16 protein-coding genes are annotated in these 15,452 nt (G+C 73.8%); 8 read left to right on the top strand and 8 right to left on the bottom strand.

The genetic code is table 11. The annotated features are described in order from the left end of the window. Window positions 1-40: 40 nt before the first annotated feature. A complete protein-coding gene (gene cobT / locus ACZ516_RS01960; protein WP_358911299.1) occupies window positions 41-1,213 on the bottom strand; it encodes a nicotinate-nucleotide--dimethylbenzimidazole phosphoribosyltransferase in 1,173 nt (390 codons plus the stop codon). A gap of 162 nt (window positions 1,214-1,375) precedes the next feature. Here cobT and ACZ516_RS01955 point away from each other — a divergent pair, with 162 nt between their 5' ends. Continuing rightward, entirely contained in the window at window positions 1,376-2,455 is a 1,080-nt protein-coding gene (locus ACZ516_RS01955; RefSeq protein WP_361081773.1) for a class I SAM-dependent methyltransferase, read from the top strand. A gap of 41 nt (window positions 2,456-2,496) precedes the next feature. On the opposite strand, the gene ACZ516_RS01950 is transcribed toward ACZ516_RS01955, so the two are convergent. Continuing rightward, on the bottom strand, window positions 2,497-3,723 hold the full coding sequence (locus ACZ516_RS01950) for a bifunctional adenosylcobinamide kinase/adenosylcobinamide-phosphate guanylyltransferase (RefSeq protein ID WP_469008037.1): 1,227 nt from the start codon (window positions 3,721-3,723) through the stop codon (window positions 2,497-2,499). Window positions 3,724-3,825: 102 nt separating this feature from the next. On the opposite strand from ACZ516_RS01950, the gene ACZ516_RS01945 reads away from it, so the two are divergent. After that, a complete protein-coding gene (locus ACZ516_RS01945; protein WP_358584012.1) occupies window positions 3,826-4,053 on the top strand; it encodes a hypothetical protein in 228 nt (75 codons plus the stop codon). Between the two features lie 108 nt (window positions 4,054-4,161). On the opposite strand, the gene ACZ516_RS01940 is transcribed toward ACZ516_RS01945, so the two are convergent. Next, on the bottom strand, window positions 4,162-4,869 hold the full coding sequence (locus tag ACZ516_RS01940; protein WP_361081769.1) for a class I SAM-dependent methyltransferase: 708 nt from the start codon (window positions 4,867-4,869) through the stop codon (window positions 4,162-4,164). A gap of 74 nt (window positions 4,870-4,943) precedes the next feature. Then, window positions 4,944-5,540: a DUF3043 domain-containing protein gene (locus ACZ516_RS01935; protein WP_361081767.1), complete on the bottom strand. Its 597-nt coding sequence runs from the start codon at window positions 5,538-5,540 to the stop codon at window positions 4,944-4,946. Window positions 5,541-5,783: 243 nt separating this feature from the next. Here ACZ516_RS01935 and ACZ516_RS01930 point away from each other — a divergent pair, with 243 nt between their 5' ends. The 4 genes from ACZ516_RS01930 (at window position 5,784) to ACZ516_RS01915 (ending at window position 8,923) form a co-directional block, all read left to right on the top strand. Further along, a complete protein-coding gene (locus tag ACZ516_RS01930) occupies window positions 5,784-6,581 on the top strand; it encodes a PspA/IM30 family protein (protein ID WP_358584018.1) in 798 nt (265 codons plus the stop codon). 43 nt (window positions 6,582-6,624) lie between these two features. Beyond that, window positions 6,625-6,903, top strand: coding sequence for a PspA-associated protein PspAA (gene pspAA / locus ACZ516_RS01925; protein WP_358584020.1), 279 nt, complete (start codon window positions 6,625-6,627; stop codon window positions 6,901-6,903). A gap of 83 nt (window positions 6,904-6,986) precedes the next feature. Continuing rightward, window positions 6,987-8,246, top strand: a complete 1,260-nt coding sequence (locus ACZ516_RS01920) for a sensor histidine kinase (RefSeq protein WP_361081761.1) — start codon at window positions 6,987-6,989, stop codon at window positions 8,244-8,246. Beyond that, the gene (locus tag ACZ516_RS01915; RefSeq protein ID WP_358584023.1) at window positions 8,243-8,923 is read left to right on the top strand and encodes a response regulator transcription factor; all 681 of its coding nucleotides are present in this window, start codon (window positions 8,243-8,245) and stop codon (window positions 8,921-8,923) included. Before ACZ516_RS01920 ends, ACZ516_RS01915 begins: the two co-directional genes overlap by 4 nt. Before the next feature lie 83 nt (window positions 8,924-9,006). On the opposite strand, the gene nadA is transcribed toward ACZ516_RS01915, so the two are convergent. After that, entirely contained in the window at window positions 9,007-10,203 is a 1,197-nt protein-coding gene (gene nadA / locus ACZ516_RS01910; protein WP_358584025.1) for a quinolinate synthase NadA, read from the bottom strand. A 256-nt stretch (window positions 10,204-10,459) separates the two neighbouring features. Between nadA and ACZ516_RS01905 the strand changes: the two genes are divergently transcribed. Next, on the top strand, window positions 10,460-10,816 hold the full coding sequence (locus ACZ516_RS01905; protein ID WP_030786960.1) for a HesB/IscA family protein: 357 nt from the start codon (window positions 10,460-10,462) through the stop codon (window positions 10,814-10,816). A gap of 77 nt (window positions 10,817-10,893) precedes the next feature. Here the strand turns inward: ACZ516_RS01905 and ACZ516_RS01900 are convergent, their stop codons facing one another. Further along, window positions 10,894-12,363, bottom strand: a complete 1,470-nt coding sequence (locus tag ACZ516_RS01900; protein ID WP_469008035.1) for a hypothetical protein — start codon at window positions 12,361-12,363, stop codon at window positions 10,894-10,896. A 164-nt stretch (window positions 12,364-12,527) separates the two neighbouring features. Further along, complete coding sequence (locus ACZ516_RS01895; protein WP_358584060.1) at window positions 12,528-12,755, bottom strand: hypothetical protein; 228 nt, start codon at window positions 12,753-12,755, stop codon at window positions 12,528-12,530. A gap of 135 nt (window positions 12,756-12,890) precedes the next feature. Between ACZ516_RS01895 and ACZ516_RS01890 the strand changes: the two genes are divergently transcribed. Beyond that, window positions 12,891-13,865 carry a carbohydrate kinase family protein gene (locus tag ACZ516_RS01890; RefSeq protein WP_469008033.1) on the top strand — a complete coding sequence of 325 codons (975 nt, stop codon included), beginning with the start codon at window positions 12,891-12,893 and terminating at the stop codon, window positions 13,863-13,865. On the opposite strand, the gene ACZ516_RS01885 is transcribed toward ACZ516_RS01890, so the two are convergent. Further along, window positions 13,866-15,245 carry an aminotransferase class V-fold PLP-dependent enzyme gene (locus ACZ516_RS01885; RefSeq protein ID WP_469008032.1) on the bottom strand — a complete coding sequence of 460 codons (1,380 nt, stop codon included), beginning with the start codon at window positions 15,243-15,245 and terminating at the stop codon, window positions 13,866-13,868. Window positions 15,246-15,452 lie beyond the last annotated feature (207 nt).

Here is a 15,452-nt window from a genome sequence, read left to right as displayed (position 1 = left end):
AGGGATCATATGGGCAAGATCGAGGCCGCCGCCCCGGCCCTCAGGGAGCCTGCTCGACCGCCGGTCCCGCCGGCCCCGCTCCGACCTCCGCCACGGCCTGCGCGCCGCTCCCGGCCTCGGCCACCGCTCCGCTCCCCGGGGTGGCCCCCGCTGCGGCCTCGGGCTCGGCGGCCCGTTCCGGCAGCTCCGCCCAGAGCGCGGCGGCGGCCCGCACGAGCGGCAGCGCGAGCAGCGCCCCCGTTCCCTCGCCGACCCGCACCCCGTGCCCCAGGAGCGGCTCAAGCGCCATCCGGTCCAGCGCCTTGGCCTGCGCGGGCTCCCCGCTGTCGTGCCCCGCGAGCCACCAGTCCGGCGCCCGGAAGGCGACCCGCTGGGCCACCAGCGCCGCCGCCGACGCCACGACACCGTCGAGGATCACCGGCGTACGCCGCACGGCGCACTGGAGCAGGAACCCCGTCATCGCGGCCAGGTCGGCGCCGCCGACCGCGGCGAGCAGCTCCAACTGGTCGCCGAGCACGGGCCGGGCCCGCCGCAGGGCGTCGCGCACCGCCGCGCACTTGCGCATCCACGCCAGGTCGTCGATGGGCTCGCCGCCCCGCCCGGTCACCACGGACGCGTCGGTGCCGCACAGCGCGGCGATCAGCGTCGCGGCGGGCGTCGTGCCGCCGACGCTCACGTCCCCGAGCACGACCAGGTCGGTGCCCGAGTCGGCCTCCTCGTCGGCGACGGCCATGCCCGCGCGCACCGCCCGCTCGGCCTCCTCGGCGCTCAGCGCGTCCTCGACGTCGATACGCCCCGACCCGCGCCGCACCCGGTACCCCGTCACCTCGGCGGGCAGCTCGGCCGGGTCGCAGTCCAGCGCCATGTCGATGACCCGGACCGGCACGTCGAGGCGGCGCGCGAGCACGGCGACGGGGCTCTCGCCGGCCAGGACGGCGCGCACGAGCGCGGTGGCGCCGCCCGCGGGCCGCGCCGAGACACCCAGCCCGGCGACCCCGTGGTCACCGGCGAAGAGCACCACGCGCGGCCGCTCCACGGGCCGGACCGGCACCGCGGACTGCGCCGCCGACAGCCACTCGCCCAGCTCGTCGAGGCGCCCCAGGGCGCCGGGCGGCACGGTCTGCCGCTCCCTGCGTTCCTCGGCGTCGCGGCGCACCCCGCCGTCGGGCCGCTCGATCAGGTCGGTGAAGTCGTCGAGATTCAGCGAACTCATTCGCCGAACAGTACCGGCACGCGCGGCGCCCGTGTTCGAACGGCCCGGGCCCTGCACCCCACAGGCGGTCCGGCCTGACGAGCGGTTACGAGTTCTCGCGTATGGGGCACATAACGTCATTGCCGGACCGAACGCGTCAAAACCGACTTCAGGAGTACGACCTTGGACGTCGCCCAGCGTGTGGCCCAACGACGCCCCGCCTACCTCGCCGCACTCGCCGGGGGCACCGAACGGTTCCACGAGCCCCGCAGCGCCGACTGCCCGTGGTGCGGCTCGCCCCGGCTGCGGATCCGGCTGCGCACCGCCGACCTGATCCAGCACAAGCCGGGCGCCTTCACGCTCGACCGCTGCGCCAACTGCGCCCACCTGTTCCAGAACCCCCGCCTCACCCCCGAGGGCCAGGAGTTCTACCGCCGGGACTCCTCCGACCGGGACCTGCGCGCCGGGCTCGGCGCGAAGGCCGCGGCGGCGCTCGTCGGCGTCCGGCCCACCGACCGGCGCCACCTCGCCCGCGCCCGCGCGATGCGCGCCCTCGACGAGCCCGAGTGCTGGCTGGACGTCGGCACCGGCCGGGCCCGCTTCCCGGCCCTCGCCCGGCAGGTCCTGCCGTACACGTCCTTCGACGGGCTCGACCCGGGCCGGGGCGTGGAGCAGGCCGTGCGCCGCGGCCGCGTCGAGGAGGGCCACCGCGGCACCCTCACCGGCCTCGCGGACGCCCTCGCCGGCCGCTACGACGCCCTGAGCCTGTTCCACCAGCTGGAGCGCGCGCCCGATCCGCGCGCCGAGCTGAGAGCCGCGAAGGCCGCCCTGCGCCCCGGCGGACACCTGATGATCGAGACCACCGACCCCGGCTGCCGGTACGCGAAAGTGCTCGGCAAGTGGTGGCCCTCGTACGCCCAGCCGCGGCACCTGCACCTCATCCCGCTCGCCAACCTCCGCCGGGAGCTGGAGGAGCTGGGCTTCACCGTCGTCGGCGTCGAGCGCCGCGCGGCGCACGTCCCGGCCGACCTGGGCGGGGCGCTCGCGCTCCTGCTCAACCGCTGCCTGCCCCGGGCCGACGTCCCCTGGCGCGCCAGACCCGCGCACCCCCTGAGGCTGCGGCTCCGCCGCGCCGCCTGGGGGGCCTGCCTGCCCCTGCTCGCCCTCGCCCTGCTGCTCGACGCGCTCCTGGCCCCCCTGCTCACCCGCACCGGCTTCTCCAACGCCTACCGCCTCCTCGCACGCCGCGGCGCGGACGACTGACGTACGAGGGCCGAGGCGCACGCCCGACACGGCGGGCCGGGTCAGGCGCGCAGCGGGAGGGCCTGGCCCGCCACCACGAGCAGGACGTGCTCGCACTCGGCGGCGAACGCGGCGTTCAGGCGCCCCAGTTCATCCCGGTAGCGGCGGCCCGACGCGGTCGCCGGGACGATGCCCGAGCCGACCTCGTTCGACACGGCGACGACCGTGCGCCGGGTGGCGCGCACCGCGTCGGCCAGCTCGGCGATCCGCCCCCGCAGCGCCCGCTCGCCGCCGCCCGCCCACCGCGCGTCGTCCCACGCGCCCACCTCGTCCATGGCGTGGGTCAGCCACAGCGACAGGCAGTCGATCAGCAGCGGCGGCCCGTCCTGCGCCAGCAGCGGCACCAGGTCGCAGGTCTCGGCGGTCCGCCACGAACCGGGGCGCCGCTCCCGGTGCAGGCTCACCCGGTCCGCCCACTCGGCGTCGCCGCCGCGGGTCCCGCCCGTCGCCACGTACAGCACCTCGGGGAAGGCCGCCAGGCGCCGCTCGGCCTCCACGGACTTGCCCGAGCGGGCGCCGCCGAGGACGAGGGTGCGGCGCGGCACGTCCGGCACGTCCTCGTAGGCGCCGACCACCAGCGTCGTCCCGTCCGGCACCGCCCGCGCGCCCGCCGCCGCGAGCCGGCGCGCCAACTCGGCGCCCGGGGGCACCTTGTGGCCGATGTGGACGGCGATCACATCCGTGGTCGGGCCGACGGCGCCGGCGGCGCGCAGCCGGGCCAGCCCGTCGGGGCGCCCGAGCACATCGCCGACGATCATCTCGTACGTCCCGCGCCCGCCGTTCGCCGCCGCCGAGCCGTTCCCCTCGCCGAGCCCCGCGGGAGCGCCGCCCGGCGGCAGGTACAGCAGCCGCTCCCCGTCGGGCCCCGTCACCTCGTAACCGGAGCCGGGCGCGTCCAGCGCCACCGCGCGCACCCGGTGACCGGTCAGGAGCGTCAACTCCCGCCCGTCGGCGCCCCGTACGGGTTGCGGGAGGCCGGCCGGGACCTCCACGGCGGGTCCGTCGTGCGGATGGGAGAGCAGGACCTGGCGCACACCGCCGAGCGAGTGTCCCGCGCGGGCGGCCGCGAGGGCGGCTCCCGGGGTGAGGTCGAGCAGCAGGACGCCGTCCACGAGCAGCGCGGTGGCGGCGCGCGCCGCGCCGCCCAGAGCGGTCGCGCAGGCCGCGCAGGGGCAGCCGGGGAGGGGCAGTCCTTCGGGGGCGCCGGTGCCGAGCAGAGTCAGTTCCACACGAAGATCCTCCCGCGTCGGGTCCGGGGCCGCGCGTCCGGCTAGGCTTCAGGCGGATTCAGGCGGTTCCTCAGACCGCCACGGAACCCTCGGGAGGCTGACATGGCGGCATGGACGTGGCGGTTCGAGAAGGCGGACGGGACGGAGGTCCAGCCCGCGGTGCAGCCGGAGGAGTTCACCACCCAGGGCGACGCGGAGTCCTGGGTCGGCGAGTACTGGAAGGAACTGTCCGAGGGCGGCGCCGACCAGGTGTCCCTCTTCGAGGACACGACCAAGATCTACGGCCCGATGAGCCTGCACCCGCAGGACGCCGAGGACGCGCAGGCCTAGTCCTGCGGCCCGACCGGGGCGAGGCACCCGGTGGCCGACGCGCGGGAGGCGGCGACCGGACTCCGGCCGCCGCCTCCCACACGCCCGCACTTCAGGCGCCCGCGGTGCTCAATCCCGTACCCCGCACAGGTGCAGCAGCGCGGCGACCCGCCGGTAGGGGTCGGTGCGCCCGGCCCGCTCCTCGGCGGCCAGCAGCGCCTCCAGCTCCTCGTGCGGGGGAAGCGGCGCGCCGTCCTCGGCGGTGTCCGTGAAGACCCGCACGCCGTACCAGGTCTGCAGCGGCGCCGCGATGCCCGCCAGCGTCGACGACAGCGCGTCGAGGCGGTCGGCCCGCACGTCCAGGCCGAGCCGGTTGCGGTAGGCGACGGAGTCGAAGGCGGCCAGCGCGCCGCTCCAGTCGCCGCCGAGCCCCGGCCGCATGGCCAGCGCGTCGGCGTTGCGCACGAGGAGCGAGAGCAGCCCGCCGGGGGCCAGCATCCGGGCCAGCCCGGCCAGCAGGGCGTCGGGCTCCTCCACGTACATCAGGACGCCGTGGCAGAGCACCACGTCGAAGCTGCCCGGCAGGAAGTGCGCCCCGGTCTGGTGGCCGTCGCTCTGCACGAGCCGCACCCGACCCTGGATGCCCTCGGGCTCCGCGGCGAGCGCCTCGCGGGCGGCGGCGATCATCTCGGGGTCCCGCTCGACCCCCGTCACCTTGTGCCCGGCGCGGGCGAGCCGCAACGCCTGCGTGCCCTGGCCCATGCCGACGTCCAGCACCCGCAGCCGCTGCCCCACGGGGAAGCGGGCGGCTATCTGCTCGTCGAGCTGGCGGGCCACCAGCTCCTGGCGTACGGCATTGCGCAGACCGCCCAGCTTCTCCAGCCAGGCACCGGCCCCGCCGGTGAATGCGCTCAGGGCCGCGCTCCGCGCTTGACCTGCGGCTTCGGCAGCCTGAGCCGACGCATCTGGAGCGTACGCATCAGGGCGTACATGACGGCGCCCCTCTTGTTCTCGCTCGGGAAGCGCTCGGCGAGACGCTTCTTCAGGCGGAACGCGGTCACCACGGAGTCCAGGACGATCAGCACGATCACGACGAGCCAGAGCAGCAGCGCGATGTTCTGCAGCTGGGGCACGCGGACCATGCTGAGGACGAGGATGATCACCGCGAGCGGCAGGAAGAACTCCGCGATGCAAAAGCGCGAGTCCACGAAGTCGCGCGCGAACTTGCGCACCGGGCCCTTGTCACGGGCGGGCAGGAACCGCTCGTCACCGCTGGCCAGGGCCTCGCGCTGCTTGGCCATCTGCGCACGGCGCTCGTCGCGCTGCCGCTTCGCCGCCTCCTTGCGCGACGTCGGCGTATTGGTCACGCCGCGGCGCTGCGACTGTGCCATGGAGCGCTTGGGGGTGGGGCGGCCCTTGGGGGCCTGCGGGTCACGGGGCTGCTTGGAGTCGGTCACCGGCGCCTGCGCGGCCGGGGCCTTCTCTTCCTTGGATCGGCTACGGAACACAAAACCCAAGGGTACGTGGTGCGCCGGGCATGGACCCCCGTCCCATGGGGAACGATCCGGCAACACCGGGCGTCTTCACAGGGGTACACCTACTCCTTACGCCGGAGCCGGGCCGTACGCAGTCGTCCTTGGGGATGAGCGCATCCGCACGCGAACAGTGCGGTAATGGATGCAGGGCCCGTACTGTGGGTTCTGAGCAGTACCTGGAGCTGGAAGTCCGTCAGAAGGGGGCGCGCGAAGCCCATGAGCGGTGTCATGAAGCGTATGGGGATGATCTTCCGCGCGAAGGCGAACAAGGCCCTTGACCGGGCCGAGGATCCGCGCGAAACCCTCGATTACTCCTACCAGAAGCAGCTGGAGCTGCTGCAGAAGGTCCGCCGCGGCGTCGCCGACGTGGCGACCTCCCGCAAGCGCCTGGAACTGCAGCTGAACCAGCTCCAGGGCCAGTCCGCCAAGCTGGAGGACCAGGGCCGCAAGGCGCTCGCCCTCGGCCGCGAGGACCTCGCCCGCGAGGCCCTCTCCCGGCGGGCCGCGCTCCAGCAGCAGGTCACCGACCTGGAGACGCAGCACCAGACGCTCCAGGGCGAGGAGGAGAAGCTCACCCTCGCGGCGCAGCGCCTCCAGGCCAAGGTCGACGCCTTCCGCACGAAGAAGGAGACGATCAAGGCGACGTACACCGCCGCGCAGGCGCAGACCCGCATCGGCGAGGCCTTCTCCGGCATCTCCGAGGAGATGGGCGACGTCGGCATGGCGATCCAGCGCGCCGAGGACAAGACCGCGCAGCTCCAGGCGCGGGCCGGCGCGATCGACGAACTGCTCGCCTCCGGCGCCCTCGACGACTCCTCCGGACTGGCCAAGGACGACATCCAGACCGAGCTGGACCGCCTCTCCGGTGGTACGGATGTGGAGCTGGAGCTGCAGCGCATGAAGGCGGAGCTGGCGGGCGGCTCCGGCGCCGGCCAGCAGGCCATCGAGGGCGGCCAGGGGCAGCCCAGGTCGCAGCAGCAGCCGCAGGACACTCCGCGCTTCGACAAGCAGTAGTCGCGCGGCGGCACGGGTACCGCTCACGTCCGAGGAGGACGACATGATCGTACGGATCATGGGGGAGGGCCAGGTGAAGCTGGCCGACAGCCACTTCGCCGAGCTGAACAAGCTGGACGACGAACTGCTCGCGGAGTTGGAGGGCGGCGACCCCGTCGGCTTCCGCGGCACGCTCCACGCGCTCCTGGACAGGGTCCGCGAGCTCGGCGAACCGCTCCCGGACGACGCGCTGGAGCCCTCCGAGCTGATCCTGCCCGCGCCGGACGCGACGCTCGACGAGGTCCGGGCCATGCTGGGCGACGACGGCCTGATCCCGGGCTGAGCCCCCGGCGCGGCCCCGCCGCGTGGGCGCGAGATGGCCCGACCGCGGGACCCGCGGCGGAGAACGCGACGGAAGAGCGGAAGTTGACCACGCTGGGCAGAGGCCGCTGCTGGGCCAAGGCGCACCCGCTGGCGGTGGACGCCGCGCTCGCCTGCGCCGTCCTCGTCTTCATGGTCGTCGGCTCCTTCGCCGAGCCCTACGGGGAGCACGGACCCACCTGGGGCACCCGCGCGCCCGACGCCCCCAGCCTGCTCCTGATGGCCTTCGGCGCCCTCGCCCTCGTCCTGCGCCGCCGCGCCCCCTGGGCGGTGCTCGCCGTGACCTGCGCCGCGTCCGTCACGGAGCTGCTCACGGGCGATCCCCGCGCGCCCGTCGTGATGTCCGCGGTCGTCGCCCTGTTCACCGTGGCCGCCACCACGGACCGCTCGACGACCTGGCGCGTCGGCCTGGTCACCATGACCGGCCTCACCGGCGTCGCCATGCTCTCGGGACCGCTGCCCTGGTACGCCCAGGAGAACCTCGGCATCTTCGCCTGGAGCGGCATGGCCGCCGCCGCGGGCGACGCGGTGCGCAGCAGGCGCGCCTTCGTGGACGCCATAAGGGAACGCGCCGAGCGGGCGGAGCGCACCCGGGAGGAGGAGGCCAGGCGGCGCGTCGCCGAGGAGCGGCTGCGCATCGCCCGGGACCTGCACGACGTGGTCGCCCACCACATCGCCCTGGTCAATGTGCAGGCGGGCGTCGCCGCGCACGTCATGGACAAGCGGCCCGACCAGGCGAAGGAGGCCCTCTCCCACGTACGCGACGCCAGCCGCTCCGCGCTCAACGAACTGCGCGCCACCGTCGGTCTGCTGCGCCAGAGCGGCGACCCCGAGGCGCCCACCGAGCCGGCCCCCGGCCTGCACCGGCTCGACGAGCTGGTCGAGACCTTCCGCAACGCGGGGCTGCCCGTGGAGGTCGCCCTCGGCCAGGTCGGCCTCGACCTCCCGGCGGCCGTCGACCTCGCCGCGTTCCGGATCATCCAGGAGGCGCTCACGAACGTGCGCAAGCACGCGGGGCGGGGCGCCAAGGCCGAGGTGAGCGTCGTGCGGGTGGGCCCGAACGTCGAGGTCACCGTCCTCGACGACGGCCCGGGGCCGGGCCGGGCCGGTGACGGCGAGGGGCAGCGGGACCCGGACGGGGGCCCCGGCGCCGACGGCGGCGGGCACGGCCTGCTCGGCATGCGCGAGCGCGTCACCGCCCTCGGCGGCAGCTGCTCCGCCGGCCCCCGCTACGGCGGCGGCTTCCGCGTCCATGCGATCCTGCCGGTCGTCCCCCTCACCCCGGCAAAGGAAGGGACCGCGTGACGATCCGCGTACTGCTCGCCGACGACCAGGCGCTGCTGCGCAGCGCGTTCAAGGTGCTCGTCGACTCCGAGCCCGACATGGAGGTGGTCGGCGAGGCGTCCGACGGCGCCCAGGCGGTGCGGCTCGCCGCCTCGGAGCGGGCGGACGTGGTCCTGATGGACATCCGCATGCCCGGCACGGACGGCCTGGCCGCCACCCGCATGATCAGCGCCGACCCCGCCCTGGCCCAGGTGCGGGTGGTGATGCTGACGACCTTCGAGGTCGACGAGTACGTCGTGCAGTCGCTGCGGGCGGGCGCCTCCGGCTTCCTCGGCAAGGGCGCGGAGCCCGAGGAGCTGCTCGGCGCCATCCGTATCGCGGCGGCGGGCGAGGCGCTGCTCTCCCCGGTGGCCACCAAAGGGCTGATCGCCAAGTTCCTGGCGCAGGGCGGCGACGGGGACGGCGAGGGCGCGGTGCGCGGCGAGCGCCTGGACGCCCTCACCACCCGCGAGCGGGAGGTCCTGGTGCAGGTCGCCGGGGGGCACTCGAACGACGAGATCGCCGAGCGCCTCCAGGTCAGTCCGCTCACCGTGAAGACCCATGTGAACCGCGCGATGGCCAAGCTCGGGGCGCGCGACCGCGCCCAACTCGTCGTCATCGCCTACGAGTCGGGCCTGGTGCGCCCACGGGTGGAGTGACCGGGGAACGACTGGCGGCGACTGGGGATGACGTAAGGGGCGCCCGCCATGGCGGACGCCCCTTACCGCTGACCGGCGTGACCCTACGGAAGCGCCAGCATCCGCTCCAGCGCCAGCTTCGCGAACTGCTCGGTCTCGCGGTCCACCGCGATCTGGTTGACGAGCTTGCCCTCGGCCAGCGACTCCAGCGTCCAGACCAGGTGCGGCAGGTCGATCCGGTTCATCGTCGAACAGAAGCAGACCGTCTTGTCCAGGAAGACGACCTCCTTGTCCTGCGCGGCGAAACGGTTCGCCAGGCGGCGGACGAGGTTCAGCTCCGTGCCGATGGCCCACTTCGACCCGGCGGGCGCGGCCTCCAGGGTCTTGATGATGTGCTCCGTGGAACCGACGTGGTCGGCGGCGGCCACGACCTCGTGCTTGCACTCCGGGTGCACCAGGACGTTCACGCCCGGTATGCGCGCGCGCACGTCCGCGACCGACTCCAGCGAGAAGCGCCCGTGCACCGAGCAGTGGCCGCGCCACAGGATCATCTTCGCGCCGCGCAGCTGCTCGACGGTCAGGCCGCCGTTCGGCTTGTGCGGGTTGTAGACCACGCAGTCGTCCAGGGACATCCCCATGTCGCGCACGGCGGTGTTGCGGCCCAGGTGCTGGTCGGGCAGGAACAGCACCTGCTCGCCCTGCTCGAAGGCCCACTCCAGGGCGCGCTTGGCGTTGGACGACGTACAGATCGTGCCGCCGTGCTTGCCGGTGAACGCCTTGATGTCGGCCGAGGAGTTCATGTACGAGACGGGGACGACCCGCTCGGCGATGCCGGCGTCGGTCAGCACGTCCCAGCACTCGGCGACCTGCTCGGCGGTGGCCATGTCGGCCATCGAGCAGCCGGCGGCCAGGTCGGGCAGCACGACCTTCTGGTCGTCCGTCGTCAGGATGTCCGCCGATTCGGCCATGAAGTGCACACCGCAGAAGACGATGTACTCCGCGTCGGGCCGCGCCGCGGCGTCGCGCGCCAGCTTGAAGGAGTCGCCGGTCACATCCGCGAACTGGATGACCTCGTCGCGCTGGTAGTGGTGGCCGAGGACGAAGACCTTGTCGCCGAGCTTCTCCTTGGCGGCCCGGGCGCGCTCCACCAGGTCCGGGTCGGAGGGGGACGGCAGGTCGCCGGGGCAGTCCACGCCCCGCTCGCTCTTGGGGTCGGCCTCACGGCCGAGCAGGAGCAGGGCGAGCGGCGTGGGCTGCACATCGAGGTCCACGAGGTCCCCGGGGGACTGGGCGGTGGTCACGACGACACCTACCCTTTCTCTTCTGCAGACGAGTTTTCGTCTAATTGACGTTATCTATCATAACCGCTTCACGTCAGTTTGACGATGGCCATAGTGTCGATGTGACGCATTCGCCGTCGCCGGGACCGGTGCCCCGGGGGAGACCATGTGCGAGCATGAGGGGGTAAGACGTAAGCGCTCGGCCCGGAATGAATCCGCGGCCCCGCCGGTTGCAACCGTCGGCAAGCAGTCTCCGTACAACCCGGGAGAGAAGCAGATGTCCGTATCGGACGAGACCACCACCGTGAGCGACGGCATCCTCCTGTCGGACGCCGCCGCGGCCAAGGTGAAGGGCCTGCTGGAGCAGGAGGGCCGGGACGACCTGGCGCTGCGCGTCGCCGTACAGCCCGGCGGCTGCTCGGGCCTGCGCTACCAGCTGTTCTTCGACGAGCGCACGCTCGACGGCGACGTCGTCAAGGACTTCGACGGCGTGAAGGTCGTCACCGACCGGATGAGCGCTCCCTACCTGGGCGGCGCCTCCATCGACTTCGTCGACACCATCGAGAAGCAGGGCTTCACGATCGACAACCCCAACGCCACGGGCTCCTGCGCCTGCGGCGACTCCTTCAGCTAGAGCTGCGGGCGACAGACAGACGTACGAAGGCGGCGGCCCCCTGGACTCCAGGGGGCCGCCGCCTTCGTTGTGTCTGTCTAGGCGCGGCGCACGCTCTTGCCCGAGGCGTCCACGACCTCGCGCTCACCGAGCGGCTTGTCCAGCGTGACGGTCTTCGAGAGCCTCTTGGCGATCATGACGCAGACCTGGCCCTTCTTCTTGGTCTCCGTGACCTCGACGCTCACCCGGTCGCCGTCCTCCCGCGCGGACGCCGAGTACCGGCCACACGCGCTGCCCCAGAAGTGCAGGGTCAGCGACCTGCCGTCGGCGCCGTAGGACTCGATGGCCGCCGCACGCCCGGTGCCGGGCTCCTCGGTGGGCGTCGGGCTGCCGGGCGAGGTCAGGTACTCGGGGGCGAGCGCCGGATGCGTCACCGTGAAGGTCTCCCGCGCGCCCTGCGGCTTCACCTCGAACAGCCACGACGGTACGAGGGTTGGGCGGCCGGCGACGTAGTGCGTGGCGAGCCCGAAGGTGGCGCCGGTCACGGCCACGGACCGCGGCTTCGGCTGCGCGGACGACGGCCCGCACGGCGCCTGCTGCCCGCCGCCCTCCGTCTTCGTACGGTCGTCGGCGTGCGGCACCGGGGTGGCGCAGCCGCCGATGCCCACGTGCTCGCCGCCCCTCGAATTCAGCTGGTCCAGGGCCTGACGGGCGCCGATCACCGGGTACTTGGCGCCCTTGACCGGCGCCTTCAACTGGCCGCTGCCGCCCACCACTTGGCCGTCCGAGCCGACCTGGACGCCGGTCGACCAGCCGTAGGTGGGCAGGCCGTCCACCTTCGGGTCGGCGTTCACCACCCGCACCGCGCCCATCAGCTGGCGGGCGTCGAGCTTCGCGTCGTCCTGGCCGAGCGCCTTGAGCAGCGGCGCGGCGGCGTCCTTGGCCGCCTGCTCGCCCACCGCGTCGCCCGTGTCGCCGCCCGGCGCGGTGGAGGTGCCCGAACACGGCTTGCCCTTGGGGCAGTTGTCCGTGCCGCCCACCCCGTGCCGGGTGTACGTCCAGGTGCCGGGCGCCTGCTTGTTCACCTGGAGGGAGGGGCCCGAACCGTCCTTGTCCTGCTCCACCTGCCAGGTGCCGTCCCTCGACGTCGGCGTCCCGGACAGGCCGAGCGCCTCGGCCAGCGCGACCACCTCGCCCCGGGTCACCTCGCCCCGGGCGTGGTAGACGAAGGCCGCGTCCGGGCCCTCGGGCAGCTTGCCGGTCGCCTGGTACGTGGCGCCGCTCGGGTCGGGCTCGCCCGGCGCGATCCCGCCGGTGCCGCCGGGCGCAGCGGAGCCGTCCTGCCGGTTGCCGGCCGGATAGCCGTCCAGCGCGAGCGGCGGCGGATTGCCGCCGTCCCCGGCGGGGGCCCCGTCACCGCCCCGGTCGCCACCGCCGGACGCGGTCGCGGCGAAGTACGCCCCGCCGCCGCCGACCAGCAGGACCGTGGCCGCCACCGAGGTGACGGCGAGGCGGGCACGCCGACGCCGGGGCTCGGCCGTCTCTTGCACGGATCGCTCGGTGTTCACCGCATCGCTCCTTCGACTGCACTGCTGTCCCTGGAAACCCACGGGCGGGCTCCGTCGTATCCCGGTACCCCCTTTGCGGGAGTCGGCGATGGGACGTGGCGGGGGAGCGCGCGGTTCCCTTTCACGCGCGGGGTTCGGGCGCCGGGCCTCGCGGGCGGCCCTTCTCAGTCGCCGTACTCGGACATCCCGTCGATGAGCCGCGCGGAGGACGGCGGCACGGTGACGCCGTGGATCAGGGACGGCGGCACGGGAGTGGCGGCGGCCCGGACGGGTACCGCCCAGTGCGGCGCCATGCGGGCGCAGTCGCCGCGCAGGGTCTCCATGCTCTCGGGGCTCTCCGCGGAGAGCCTGCGGGCACGCTTGGTGACGACATCCTTCGGGATAACGGTCATAACGGCACCGTAGGCATCTGGACGCCCAGGAAAAAAGCCCTACTATCGGGTAGTTTTGGCCTCTTCAGCGTGGGTGTTCGACCCGCTAACGTGAACTGTCAACCCCTCGCCTCTCCTCTACAGGAGCACCCAGCCGTGCGTATCGCAGTCACCGGCTCCATCGCCACCGACCATCTGATGACCTTCCCCGGCCGCTTCGCCGACCAGCTGGTCGCCGATCAGCTGCACACGGTCTCCCTCTCGTTCCTGGTCGACGCGCTCGACGTCCGCAGGGGAGGCGTGGCCGCCAACATCACCTTCGGCATGGGGCAGCTCGGCACCGCCCCGATCCTGGTCGGCGCCGCGGGCTCCGACTTCGACGAGTACCGCGCCTGGCTCGACCGGCACGGCGTGGACACCGCCTCGGTCCGGATCTCCGAGACGCTGCACACCGCACGCTTCGTCTGCACCACCGACGCCGACCACAACCAGATCGGCTCCTTCTACACGGGCGCGATGAGCGAGGCGCGCCTGATCGAGCTGAAGACGGTCGCCGACCGCGTCGGCGGACTCGACCTCGTCCTGATCGGCGCCGACGACCCCGAGGCGATGCTCCGGCACACCGAGGAGTGCCGCACCCGCCGCATCCCCTTCGCCGCCGACTTCTCCCAGCAGATCGCCCGCATGGGGGGCGAGGAGATCCGCACCCTCCTCGACGGCGCCACCTACCTCTTCTCCAACGAGTACGAGAAGGGGCTCATCGAGTCCAAGACCGGCTGGACCGACGCCGAGATCCTCTCCCGCGTCGGCCACCGCGTGACGACCCTCGGCGCGAACGGCGTGCGCATCGAGGCCGTCGGCCAGGACCCGATCGAGGTCGGCGTCCCCGAGGAAGAGGCCAAGGTCGAGCCGACCGGCGTCGGCGACGCGTTCCGCGCGGGCTTCCTGTCCGGCCTCGCCTGGGGCGTCTCCCACGAGCGCGCCGCCCAGGTGGGCTGCATGCTCGCCACCCTGGTCATCGAGACCGTCGGCACCCAGGAGTACGAGCTGCGGCGCAGCAACTTCATGGACCGCTTCACCAAGGCGTACGGCCACGAGGCCGCCGCCGAGATCGGCGCCCACCTCGTGTGATCACGAGCGCCGGCGGACCACGTACGCGCTGCCCCGGTCCGCCGGCCGCTCACCCACGTACTCCTGCTCGCGCATCTCGCACCACGCCGGGATGTCGAGGCGCGCCGCCTCGTCGTCGGCGAGCACGGTCACCGTCCCGCCCACCGGGACGTCCCCGATGACCTTCGCCAGCTCGATGACGGGCAGCGGACACCGCTTGCCGAGCGCGTCGACGACCAGTGCCGCCCCTTCCGTACGGGGCCGCGCCCCCACCGGCGCCCCCAGCTGCTCGCGCACCCCGGCGACGGCTCCGGGCAGCACGTCGAGGAACCGCTCCACCTCGGCCGCCTCCGTGCCCATCGGCAGCGAGACCCGGACGTTCCCCTCGCTCAGCACCCCCATCGCCTTCAGGACATGGCTCGGGGTCAGCGTGGAGCTGGTGCACGACGACCCGGACGACACGGAGAACCCGGCCCGGTCCAGCTCGTGCAGCAGGCTCTCCCCGTCGACATAGAGACAGGAGAAGGTGACGAGGTGCGGCAGCCGCCGTACGGGGTCGCCCACCACCTCCGCGTCCGGCACCAGGGCGGGCACCCGCGCCCTGATCCGCTCCGTCAGCTCCCGCAGCCGCACCCCCTCCGCCGCGGCCTCGGCGCGCACCGCCCGCAGCGAGGCCGCCGCCGCGACGACGGCCGGAATGTTCTCGAACCCGGCGGCGCGCCCCGACTCCCGCTCGTCGGCGGGACCTTGCCCGGCGAAGCGCACCCCCTTGCGCACGACGAGCAGCCCGACCCCCGCCGGACCGCCCCACTTGTGGGCGCTTCCGGTCAGCAGCGACCAGTCGCCGCCCACCGGCCCCCAGGGCAGCGACTGCGCCGCGTCCACCAGGAGCGGCACCCCGGCCGCCCGGCAGGCCGCCGCCACCTCGGCCACCGGCTGCTCGGTGCCCACCTCGTGGTTGGCGGACTGCAGACAGGCGAGCGCGGTGTCCTCGCGCAGCGCGGCGGCGAACACCCCCGGGTCGACCGCCCCGCCCCGGTCCACCGGCACCTCGGTCACCGTCCCGCCGCTGGCCTCGTGGGCCGCGGCCGAATGGAGCACCGACGAGTGTTCGACCGCCGACACGATCAGGTGGCGTCCGGCGCGGCGCCGCCCGGCCAGCGCGCCCGCGACCCCGGAGTGCACGGCACGGGTGCCGGAGGAGGTGAAGACCAGCTCGTCGGGCCTGCACCCCACGGCCTCGGCGGCCGCCTCCCGCGCCGCGTCGAGCAGCAGCCGGGCCCGCCGCCCCTCCCGATAGAGCCGCGCCGGATCGGCCCACCCCTCATCCAGCGAGGCCACCAGGGCCTGCCGGGCAACGGGATGAAGAGGCACGGAAGAAGCAACATCAAAGTAAGCCACCCCCCAACGCTAGACCGCCCACCCCTGAGGGGCGCCCGCAGGGCGCACCCCTCAGGGGCGCGGGGAACTGCGCGCCCAGCCCCCACCGACCCGCACCCGCGGACCGAGAGATTCCACCACCCCGGTGGGCGCTCCGACCCCCCGTCAGAAAGCGCCGGGGGACGCCCGCCCCACCCTTCGGAGTGACCCGCGGCGCGTTAGGCACCC

The sequence above is a fragment of the Streptomyces sp. NPDC034037 genome, assembly GCF_055575715.1.
The sequence above is the reverse complement of the archived record's forward strand: the minus strand, read 5'-3'. Positions and strand labels throughout refer to the sequence as shown.